Genomic DNA, 10276 nt, shown 5'->3' on the forward strand with positions numbered 1-10276 from the left:
CATGGCCTCGCTCGAAGTCGTCCGCTCTGAACTCGCGGACTCCCACAAGGACACCCGCCTCAACCTCCAGGCCGTCCTGGAAGGTGGCAGCCTCACCGCGGAGCAGCGTTGGGGTGTGGCCGTGGCATGCGCCTTCGCCGCCCGGAATGAGCGGCTGAAGGAGGCCATGCTCAACGAGGCGAAGAAGGCCCTCGCGAATCCCGAGCCAGTCATCGAGGACGCGCGTGCGGCGGCGTCGTTGATGGCGATGAACAATGTGTACTACCGCTTCAGGCACATGATCGGGAAGGAGTCCTACTCGACCAAGCGCGCCGGGCTGCGGATGAACCGGCTCGCGCAGGTGCTGACGAACAAGGTGGACTTCGAGCTGGTCTGCCTCGCCGTCAGCGCCATCAACGGCTGCGAGATGTGCATGCAGTCCCACGAGAAGATCGTCCTCGAGGGCGGCCTCTCCGAGGACCAGGTGCACGACGCGGTTCGCATCGCGTCGGTCATCCACGCGGCGGCGGTGGGGCTGGAGTCTTAAGCCCCTCTGTCGCGAGGCATCGCCGAAGTCTCAAGCGCCCTCCGGTGGAAACACCGGGGGGCGCTCCCTTTTTGGCCGCCGCGCATCCAACCAGCCGACACCGACAAACACACAGCCGAAAGGAAGACACCATGTACCGCAGCCCCAGCCCCCTTCCCGAGAAGGCCCGCGCCGCCATCGCTGAATCGCTCAACGAGCGGCTCGCCGACGGGCTCGACCTGCACTCGCAAATCAAGGTCGCGCACTGGAACATCAAGGGGCCGCAGTTCGCCTCGCTCCACCCGCTGTTCGAGACGTTCGCGGTGAGCCTGGCCACGCACAACGACTCCATCGCCGAGCGCGCGGTGACGCTGGGTGGCAAGGCCTACGGCACCAGCCGCCACGTGGGCAAGACGAGCCGCCTGCCGGAGTATCCGCAGGAGACGACGCGCGACATGGAGCACGTGAAGCTGCTGGCCGAGCGCATCGAAATCTACCTGGACGGCCTGCGCAAGAGCCGCGCCCTCTTCGTCGAGAACGGGGACTCGGACTCCGAGGGCCTCACCACGGACATCATCACCGAGTTCGAGAAGCACGCGTGGTTCCTGCGCGCTTCGCTCGAAGGCTGAGCCACCGTACCCGGACGGGCCCGCCGGGGCTGTGCAACCCGCTGCACGCACATCCGGGGCCCTGTTCCGGCCGAGCCTCGTGTTCTCGCGAGGTTGCACCGGGCATGACGGTTGCTCTCCACGGGGGCATGACCCGCCGCGAAGCCGCGGTGTCGTGCCCCCCTGGAGAAGCGCCCATGCGACGTATCACCTGCCTTGCCCTCACCGTCCTCGCCACCGCCTGTGGCGGCGGGGCCCCCACGCAGGAAGAAGTGGACGCCGCCCGTCAGCGCGTGGAGAGCGTGGTGGCGGCCTCGCATCAGGTGCGCGGCGCGCTGGAAGCCCTGGGCGTGCTGCCGGTGTACACCTGCGGTGAGCCCCGTCGCGCCTTCCTCAGCACCGCCGCGCATGGCGTGCGTGAGCGGTGGGCCTGCGCCCACGCCGCGGTGGAGCCCCATGACAGCGTGACGGACCGCGTGGTGCTTACCTTCGATGAGGGCGGCTGTGACGTGCACGGCCTGCGATTCGCCGGTCAGGCCGCGTTCCTCTATCGCGGCGGCGAGGACCTCATGGAAGTGGAGGCGGACCTGCGCGGACTGACAGTGGACGGACACCCGCTCCAGGCGGCGGTGGGCTACGGCACGTGCGGCGACGAGACGCGCCTCTGGGCGGATGTGCAGGGCGGCGTCCCTGGACGGCAAGGCCACACGTTCCGTGTCGATGGCCGCGTGGGCATGCGAGCCGGCATGCCCGTGTTCGGTGGCACGTCGCTGCTGCTGGACGGTCCAGGCGAGCTGACGGGCCCCGATGGCACCGACCGCCTCACGCTGACGGGGCTGCACTACGAGGTGGGTGAATACCTGCCGAAGGAAGGCACCGCGGTGCTGGAGACGGCGGACGGGCGGCGCGTGGAAGCCCGCTTCCAGCCCGTCCTGTGGCGCCTGGGCAAGGCCGAGGTGACGGTGGACGACCTGGAGCCGGTGACGGTGCCCATCGTCCGCTGAGTGTGCGCGCGGCGGCAGCGCGCACGGCACGGACTTCCGCTAGGGTGTGACGCCGTGAGCGACGACGTCCCCCTTCCGGCATTCCGCGCCGTGCCCCGCACCGGCGTCATCTTCGTCACCGCCGAGGCCACCCGCCGCGGCTACCGCTCCAGCAACCCGGAGTGGTGCAACCTGGGCCAGGGCCAGCCGGAGACGGGAGACCTCCCCGGCGCGCCGCCCCGGCTGAACCAGGTCACCATCGACGTGGCCGACATGGAGTACGCCCCCGTCGCCGGGCTCTGGGAGGTGCGCGAGTCCATCGCCAGCCTCTACAACCGGCTCTACCGCCGGGGCATGCCCAGCCAGTACAGCGCGGAGAACGTGTGCCTGTCTGGCGGCGGCCGCGCGGCGCTCACCCGCGCCGCGGCCAGCCTGGGCGCCATCAACCTGGGCCACTTCCTGCCGGACTACACGGCGTATGAGGAGCTGCTGGACGTCTTCAAGGCGTTCACCGCCATCCCCATCCTCCTGGAGGGTGAGCGCGGCTATGCCTTCACCGCGGAGGACTTGCGGCGCGAGGTGCAGGGCCGGGGCCTGTCCGCCCTGCTCTTCTCCAACCCCTGCAACCCCACCGGCAAGCTCGTGCACGGAGAGGAGATGGCGCGCTGGGTGAGCGTGGCCCGCGAGCATGAGTGCGCGCTGCTGGTCGACGAGTTCTATTCGCACTACATCTGGACGGGCCGCCCCGGACACCTGCCGGTGGAGAGCGCCGCCCGCTACGTGGAGGACGTGAACAAGGACCCGGTGGTCTTGTTCGACGGCTTCACCAAGAACTGGCGCTACCCGGGCTGGCGCATGACGTGGACGGTGGGGCCGCGCCAGGTCATCGACGCGGTCGCCAGCGCGGGGAGCTTCCTGGATGGCGGAGGGAGCCGGCCGCTCCAGCGCGCGGCGATTCAGCTCCTCCAGGAGGAGCCCGTGGTGGCGGAGACGATGGCCATCCACAACACCTTCCGGGAGAAGCGGGACCGCTTCCACTCCCGGCTGGAGCGCATCGGCATCCGCACGGACCGCGCGCCGGACGGCACCTTCTATGTCTGGGGCAACGTGTCCGGGCTGCCGCCGCCGCTCAACGACGGCATGGGCTTCTTCCGCGCCGCGCTGGACCAGAAAATCATCGCCGTTCCGGGCGAGTTCTTCGATGTGAACCCCGGCAAGCGCCGCGCGCGGCCCTCCCGCTTCCGCGGCTACGTGCGCCTGTCCTTCGGCCCGTCCATGGAGACGCTGGAGAAGGCCCTGTCGCGGCTGGAGGCCATGGTCCTCCACTACTCGCGCACGCCGGGTCAGCCGCCCCCGGCGCCCTGACCTGAACCGGCCCGGCCCCTCCTGGCGAGGGCGCCGGGCCCGGACGCCTCGAGCCCGCGCTCAGCGGGGCGCGCCGCCCGTGCCGCGCTCGGGGACGACCCAGAGGTAGAGCGTCCGCCCCTCGCTCTGCACCGTCTTGGTCGGCGCCCAGTCCCCCATGTCGAAGCTGTGAGACACGATGCGCGTGCCCGGCTTCAGCTCCGAGAGCAGCTTGGACTTGAGCCGCTCGTTGACGGAGGGCAACAGATAGAGCGTCACCACCGACGCGTCACGGATGTCCGCGTCGAAGAGGTCACCCTGGCGGAACTCCACCTTGTTCTTCACGCCCGCCTGGCTCGCGTTCTGGTTGGCCTCGGCGATGCGCTCCGGGTTGATGTCCACGCCCACGGCGTGCTTCGCCCCGTGCTTCTGGACAGCGGAGATGACGATGCGGCCGTCACCGCTGCCCAGGTCATAGACCGTGTCCCCGGGCTTCACGCCAGCCAATGCCAGCATCCCGTCCACGGCACCTTGCGGCGTGGGGACGAAGGGGACCTCGGGCGCCTGAATCGTACTGCCCGAGGGGCCGCGGACCTGTACCGTCACCGTCTGCTGCGCCGTCGAAACGCTCGCGGCGTTCGAGGCCATCGCCGCCGTGAACGTGACCACCACCATCATTCGCTTCATGTCGCCTCCTTCGTTCGTTGCAGTCTGGGAGAGGAAGTGGCCTTGGGGGAGGTCCCCTGCGAGCCCCCGCGGGTGCGCACCGCCTCCACGGCGAGCAGCACACCGCCCGTGCCCAGCACTGCCAGCCCCGCGAGCGCGCCCAGCCCAGTGAAGGCCAGACTGGAATAGAGGACGTAGGCGCAGATGCCGATGAAGAGCAGCGGCGTGAGCGGATACAGCGGCACGCGGAACGGCCGCGGCGCCTCCGGCTCACGCACGCGCAGCACCATCAGCGACACGCCCGTCAGCAGGAAGAAGAGCCAGAAGACAGGCGCGGTGTACTCCACCATCGTCTCGAAGCCCTGACGCGTCAGCGTCCCCAGCCCCACCAGCGCCAGGGAGATGGCCCCCTGCACCAGCAGCGCGCGGGACGGGCCATTGGACTTCGCGTGCCACTGCCCCAGCCCGTTGAACAGCACGCTGTCCCGCCCGAAGGCATAGTGGGTCCGAGCCCCCGTCAGCACCGTGGCGTTGGCGGACGTCAGCGCGGAGATGGCGATGATGACGCTCAGCACCAGCGCGCCCCCGCTGCCCACCGCGCGCTGCATCAGGTCCGCGGCCACCGCCTCCGAACGCGCCATGCCTTCGAGCCCCAGGCCGCGCAGGTAGGCCACGTTGACCAGCAGATAGAGCGCCGTCACCAGCCCGATGCTCGCCAACAGCGACCAGGCGATGGTGCGCCGCGAACCCCGCACCTCCGAGGACAGGTACGCCACCTCGTTCCAGCCGCCGTACGTCAGCAGCACGAACACCATGGCCAGGCCCCAGGCGGTCCCCGACGACGCGGCCGGTGCCGGCGCCGCCTCCGCGGGCACCAGCGCGGGCGTGAACAGCAGCCCCACGATGACGACAGCCCCCACGCCCAGAACCTCCAGGGCCGTGAGCAGGTTCTGCGTACGGGTCCCCTGCCGAAGTCCGGCGATGTTCACCGCCGTCAGCCCCACCACCAGCATGGCCGCATAGACGGGCGACGAATACGGACCCAGGGGGAAGAGCTGCGTGGCGTAGTCCCCGAAGACGAAGGCCAACAGTGCGATGGAGCCAGTGGGAATGACGGTCAGCCGCGCCCACGCGAAGAGGAAGGCAGGCCCCTTGCCCAGCGCGCGGTACAGGTAGTGGTAGTCCCCGCCCGGGTGTGGCCATGCGCTGGCCAGCTCCGCGTAGCACAGCGCGCCCACCAGCGACGCGACACCGCCCAGCAGCCACGTGAGCAGCATGGCCTCACCGCTGGCGGACTGCGCGGCCACCAGCGAGGGCGCCTTGAAGATGCCTGCCCCCAGGACGATGCCCACTGTCAGGGCCATCACATCCAGCACGCGCAGCGACGGCGACGGCGCGGACTCACCACGCTTCACGACTTCGACTCCTGCCTGCTGCTCCTGCATGGTGACGTGCTCCACGCGCCTCGGCAGCCTCCGCCGTCCGGCGCAAGATGAGGCCGGGACCCGGCCATGGGGAGGCTGAGCGTAGAGAGCGTCCCCTCCCCGTCCATGAGACGGAGGGCCCCTCTGCATTGCCGTGGACAGGGCCCCACATCCGGACCGGAGAGCGGACACTTCCTCGTTCCCGACACAGTGGCTCTATGCTGGGTGTCAATGAGACTCCCGTCGTCCCGGCTCGCCCTGCTGTGCATGCTCTACTTCGTGCAGGGCCTGCCCTTCGGCTTCCAGGCCACCGCCCTGCCGGTGTACCTGCGCTCGCAGGGCGTCTCGCTGACCACCATTGGACTGCTCGGCGCGCTGTGGTTGCCCTGGGCCTGCAAGGCGCTCTGGGCGCCCCTGGTGGACCGATATGGCTCGGCGCGCATCGGCCGGCGCAAGTCGTGGATTCTGCCGATGCAGGCGGGGCTCGCGGCCAGCTGCGCCGCGGCGGCGGTCGCCGCGTCGCGGGACGCGCTCCCCGCCCTGCTGGCGCTCGTCTTCCTGATGAACCTGTTCGCCGCCACGCAGGACATCGCGGTGGATGGCTTCGCCGTGGACACCCTGCGCCCCAGCGAGCTGGGCCTGGGCAACACCGCGCAGGTGGTGGGCTACAAGCTGGGAATGCTGACGGGCGGCGGGCTGCTGGTGTGGGCCAGCGCGCGCATCGGCTGGTCCGGCCTCTTCGTCGCCATGGCGCTGCTGTGCCTTGCCGTCTTCACGGTGATGCTCTTCGCCCGGGAGTCGCCCCCCGAGGCGCACGCCACGCCGTCCGCGGCCACCGCCCGGCAGGAACCGGATTGGCGCGAGCTGTTCCAGCGGCTCAAGAAGGCGCTCCTGCTGCCGGGCGCGGGCTGGCTGCTGCTCTTCATCACCACGTACAAGCTGGGCGAGAGCATGTCCGACGTGCTCTTCAAGCCGTTCCTCGTCGACGCGGGCTTCACCGCCGCGCAGATTGGCCTGTGGGTGGGCACGTGGGGCACGGGCGCGTCCATTGTCGGCTCACTGGCCGGAGGACTGCTGGCCTCCCGCATGCCGCTGCTGGGCGCAGTCGGGCTCACCGCGTCGCTGCGGGTGATTCCCCTGGTGGGGCGGTGGATGCTGGTCACCGGAGGCGTCACCGACGCGGGCGTCATCGGCGTCACCATGGCCGAGGAGCTCTTCGGCGGCGCGCTCACCACGGTGATGTTCGCCTTCATGATGTCGCGCGTGGACCGGCGCATCGGCGCCACGCACTACACGCTGCTCGCCAGCCTGGAGGTCTGGGGCAAGGCGCCCGCGGGCCCGCTCGCGGGCTGGCTCGCGGACCCGAAGCACGGGCTCGGCCTGGGCTACGCGCCCGTCTTCCTGCTGGGCACCGTCCTGTCCGTGGCCTTCCTGGTGCTGCTGGTGCCCATGCGGCGCCAGAAGCACGCCCCGAACACCGCGCTCAACACCGCCTGAGGCCACGGCCCTGGAACGCCGTCAGCCCTCCACGGGCGGCGCGTCGGGAAGCTCCGCCGAGCGCCACATGTACCAACTGGCCACCGAGCGCCAGGGCCGCCAGCGCTCGCCGTAAGCGAGCAGCGCCTTGGGCTTGGGCATCTCCGGCAGGCCATAGGCCTTCATGAAGCCCTTGCGCACGCCGTAGTCGTCCACGGGCAGCACGTCGGGCCGCTCGAGCTGGAACATGAGCAGCATCTCCACCGTCCACTGGCCAATGCCGCGCACCTGGGTGAAGTGCTCGATGAGCTCGGCGTCATCCATGCGTCGAACCCTGGCCAGCGGCGGCACGGTGCCATCCAGCGTCTTGCGCGCCAGGTCCTGGAGCGCGGCCAGCTTGTTGGCGGACAGGCCGGCTTCGCGCAGCGACGTGTCCGGAACCGCCAGCAGCGCCTGGGGCGTGAACTTGCGTCCCGAGCCCACGCGCTCGCACACGCGGCCGAAGATGGTGGCGGCCGCCTTGCCATGGAGCTGCTGGTAGACGATGGACTCCGCCAGCGCGCCGAAGGGGCTGTGCAGCGGACGCACCTGGAGCCGGAAGGGGCCGACCTGCTTCATCAACGCGCCCAGCGTCGGGTCCGCGCGCGACAGGGCACGGCGGACCGAGGGCGTGTAGTAGCTGGGGTATCGAACGACGTCGGGGGGAGGACGCGGCATGGGCGGCGACCATGATGCCGCCGCCCAGCCCCCTGCACGCAACCCGATTCTTGCGACAAGCCGCCGCCGCTCAAAGCGGCGCGGCGTGCTCCGTCTCGGCCGGCACCTGGGTGCGCGGCTCGCCGTCCATGAGCTCCTCGAACTCCTGCTGCATCTGGACGCCCAGGTCCACGAGCTGCTCCTTGGACAGGAGCTTGCGGACCTTCTTGAAGAGCTCGCCCTCTTCCTCTTCGACGTGGTGTTCGATCTGCTCCTGGAGCACCTGCATCTTCGCGTCGAACTCCTCATCCGACGGCTCCAGGTCCAGCAGGTCGGCGATGAGGCGCTTGGCGGACAGGTGCTCCTCGGCTGCCTCGCGCAAGAGGTCCTCCGTGTCCTGGGTCTTGGCCGCGGGATAGAAGTACTGCTCCTCGATGGAGGCGTGCGCGCTCAAACGGTCGGAGATCATCTCGAAGAGCTCCTGGCGTTTCGCCTCCGCCCCCTCCGAGAGCTTCTCGTACTTCTTGAACAGCTTCTTCACCTCGTCGTGCTGCTGCGTCAACAGTTCGATAGCGTCCATGCTCGCCCTCTCCCTTGTGGGTGATGTGTGTCGTGTTGAGGCGTGAAGACGTGTGGCTCAGGTCGGCAGCTTCTTCGTCGGCAGGTCCTTCACGGCGGGGCCATTGAGCACCTTGCCGGTGGGACTGAAGCGCCCTCCGTGACAGGGACAGTCCCAGGAGCGCTCCGCGCCGTTCCAGTGCACATGGCAGCCCAGGTGCGTACACACGGGGGACACCGCGTGCGGAGTGCCGTCCTCCGCGCGGTACACCGCGACCTTCTGTCCCGCCACCTCCAGGACCTTGCCCTCGCCGGGCGCCACGTCCGCCAGCCGATGCCCCTCCGGCCGGGACAGGCGGTCCGCGACGAAGTGGAAGGCGACCTCCGCGTTCTCCTGGATGAAGTCCTTCGCGCCCGCCTGGGGCTTCACCCGCGTCGCCGAGTAGAGCGCCGCGAAGGGGTTCTGCCTGTCGAGGATGGCGTCGGAGAGAATCATCCCCGCCAGCGTGCCGAACGTCATGCCCGTGCCGGAGAAGCCGGTGGCCACGTACACGTGGCGGCTGGCCGTGTTGCGGCCGATGTACGCCAGCCCGTCCGCGGGCTCGATGACCTGGCCGGACCAGCGGTGGGTGATGTCCGTCACCGGGAAGCGCCGCAGCGTGTAGGCCTCCAGCGCGGCGTAGCGCCGGGCGGTGTCCTCGTCGGTGCCGACCTTGTGGTCCTCGCCGCCCACGATGACGTAGGTGCGCCCGTTCACCTGCTGCGTGCGGATGTAGTGATAGGGCTCCTGGCTGTCATAGTACTGGCCCGGCTCCAGCGGCCCGTTGAGCGGCCCCGCCACCGCGTAGGTGCGGTAGGGGTAGAGCTTGGTGTGCATGGCCACGCGGTTGAGCGGCGTGGTGGTGGCCTCCACCACGGCCGCGGCGGTGACGATGCCCCGGTCAGTGACGACGCGGCAGGGCGCGCCGTCGTGGACCTCCGTCACCCGCGTGTTCTCGAAGATGTGGCTGCCGTCGCCGGGAATCCGGTCCGCCAGCGCCAGCAGGTACTTGCGAGGATGGAAGAGCGCCTGGTCCTCCACCCGCAGGGCGCCCTTCACGGGATACGGCAAGGGCACCTCCTGGGTGAAGGTGGCCAGCAAACCGGCCTCGCGCGCGGCGGTGACTTCGTCATGCAGGTCGGCCAGCTCGCGCTCCGTCTCCGCGTAGCGGTACATGGGCACGCGCTGGAAGTCACAGTCGATGCCGAGCTCGTCGACCAGCGCAGCGATCTGCTCGATGGCCGCGCGGCTGGAGGACGCCGCGAGCTGAGCCCCCTTCTCACCGAAGTCGCGCCGCAGCGTGGCATAGGGCGTGTCGAGCATCTCGGTGAGGTGCGCGGTCGTCTGGCCCGTCTGCCCCGACAGGATGCGGTGCATGTCCAGCACCGCCACGCGCTTGCCCGCGCGCTTCAGCAGCCACGCCGTGGTCAGCCCCGCCATCCCCCCGCCGATGATGGCCACGTCCACCGTCACGTCACCCGGCAGCGCCGGGAAGTCGCGCGGGGGGGCTGTCACCGTCCAAAGCGACCTGTGCGCCCGCTGCTCGTCGTCCATGGCCCAAGGCTAGGAACGGCGCCTCGGAGCGATAAGCCACGGGAGCGGACCGCACGGCTGGCCGCCTACCCAGCTCCGAGGCGTTGCAGATGTACACGAGCGAACACTGCCGGCCTTCTCCTGTTCGCAAATCACGGTGCGGGCAAGCCTGCTCTGGGGTGGCTCACCGGCGCGCGTTACAAAAACCCGGCCCCAGGAGCCGAGGAGCTTCGACGATGCCCGTGGAAAGATTGGCTGGAAGCGCCAGCCTCGTCGACGTCCTGGACCGGGTGCTGGACCGGGGTCTGCGCTGGGACGCGAACGTCCACGGGCAGGCGCTCCCGGACTGGCCACCCGCGTCCACACGCACCATCGTGGTGAAGTTCGTGGAGGTGCGAACGCCCACCCCTCACTCCCGTGGAGCCTGACGCAGTGGTCCCCCC

11 protein-coding genes are annotated in these 10276 nt (G+C 69.8%); 6 read left to right on the forward strand and 5 right to left on the reverse strand.

The genetic code is table 11. The annotated features are described in order from the left end of the window. Position 1: 1 nt before the first annotated feature. From HNV26_RS28530 to HNV26_RS28545, 4 genes are all read left to right on the forward strand, one after another. On the forward strand, positions 2-526 hold the full coding sequence (locus HNV26_RS28530; RefSeq protein WP_171444004.1) for a carboxymuconolactone decarboxylase family protein: 525 nt from the start codon (positions 2-4) through the stop codon (positions 524-526). Between the two features lie 131 nt (positions 527-657). Next, positions 658-1134, forward strand: a complete 477-nt coding sequence (gene dps, locus HNV26_RS28535) for a DNA starvation/stationary phase protection protein Dps (RefSeq protein WP_090484282.1) — start codon at positions 658-660, stop codon at positions 1132-1134. 176 nt (positions 1135-1310) lie between these two features. Further along, positions 1311-2117, forward strand: coding sequence for a hypothetical protein (locus HNV26_RS28540; protein ID WP_253817146.1), 807 nt, complete (start codon positions 1311-1313; stop codon positions 2115-2117). A 54-nt stretch (positions 2118-2171) separates the two neighbouring features. Next, on the forward strand, positions 2172-3461 hold the full coding sequence (locus HNV26_RS28545; protein ID WP_011551671.1) for a pyridoxal phosphate-dependent aminotransferase: 1290 nt from the start codon (positions 2172-2174) through the stop codon (positions 3459-3461). A 60-nt stretch (positions 3462-3521) separates the two neighbouring features. Here HNV26_RS28545 and HNV26_RS28550 read toward each other — a convergent pair whose 3' ends face one another. Together HNV26_RS28550 and HNV26_RS28555 are read right to left on the reverse strand one after the other, a co-directional pair. Beyond that, a complete protein-coding gene (locus HNV26_RS28550; RefSeq protein ID WP_171444006.1) occupies positions 3522-4127 on the reverse strand; it encodes an SAM-dependent methyltransferase in 606 nt (201 codons plus the stop codon). Then, on the reverse strand, positions 4124-5521 hold the full coding sequence (locus HNV26_RS28555; protein WP_366817042.1) for an APC family permease: 1398 nt from the start codon (positions 5519-5521) through the stop codon (positions 4124-4126). The genes HNV26_RS28550 and HNV26_RS28555 overlap by 4 nt, the downstream gene beginning before the upstream one ends. Positions 5522-5761: 240 nt before the next feature. Here HNV26_RS28555 and HNV26_RS28560 point away from each other — a divergent pair, with 240 nt between their 5' ends. Beyond that, positions 5762-7027 carry an MFS transporter gene (locus HNV26_RS28560; RefSeq protein ID WP_171444007.1) on the forward strand — a complete coding sequence of 422 codons (1266 nt, stop codon included), beginning with the start codon at positions 5762-5764 and terminating at the stop codon, positions 7025-7027. Positions 7028-7048: 21 nt separating this feature from the next. On the opposite strand, the gene HNV26_RS28565 is transcribed toward HNV26_RS28560, so the two are convergent. The 3 genes from HNV26_RS28565 to HNV26_RS28575 all read right to left on the reverse strand — a co-directional run bounded on the left by HNV26_RS28565 (position 7049) and on the right by HNV26_RS28575 (position 9854). Beyond that, a complete protein-coding gene (locus tag HNV26_RS28565) occupies positions 7049-7723 on the reverse strand; it encodes a DNA-3-methyladenine glycosylase family protein (RefSeq protein ID WP_171444008.1) in 675 nt (224 codons plus the stop codon). A 70-nt stretch (positions 7724-7793) separates the two neighbouring features. Then, a complete protein-coding gene (locus HNV26_RS28570; RefSeq protein WP_171444009.1) occupies positions 7794-8282 on the reverse strand; it encodes a hemerythrin domain-containing protein in 489 nt (162 codons plus the stop codon). Between the two features lie 57 nt (positions 8283-8339). Next, positions 8340-9854: an FAD-dependent oxidoreductase gene (locus HNV26_RS28575; protein WP_171444010.1), complete on the reverse strand. Its 1515-nt coding sequence runs from the start codon at positions 9852-9854 to the stop codon at positions 8340-8342. Positions 9855-10069: 215 nt separating this feature from the next. On the opposite strand from HNV26_RS28575, the gene HNV26_RS28580 reads away from it, so the two are divergent. Then, entirely contained in the window at positions 10070-10261 is a 192-nt protein-coding gene (locus HNV26_RS28580) for a hypothetical protein (protein ID WP_171444011.1), read from the forward strand. Positions 10262-10276: the final 15 nt, after the last annotated feature.

The organism is Myxococcus xanthus, from assembly GCF_013116825.1.
GTDB classification, from domain to species: domain Bacteria; phylum Myxococcota; class Myxococcia; order Myxococcales; family Myxococcaceae; genus Myxococcus; species Myxococcus xanthus_B.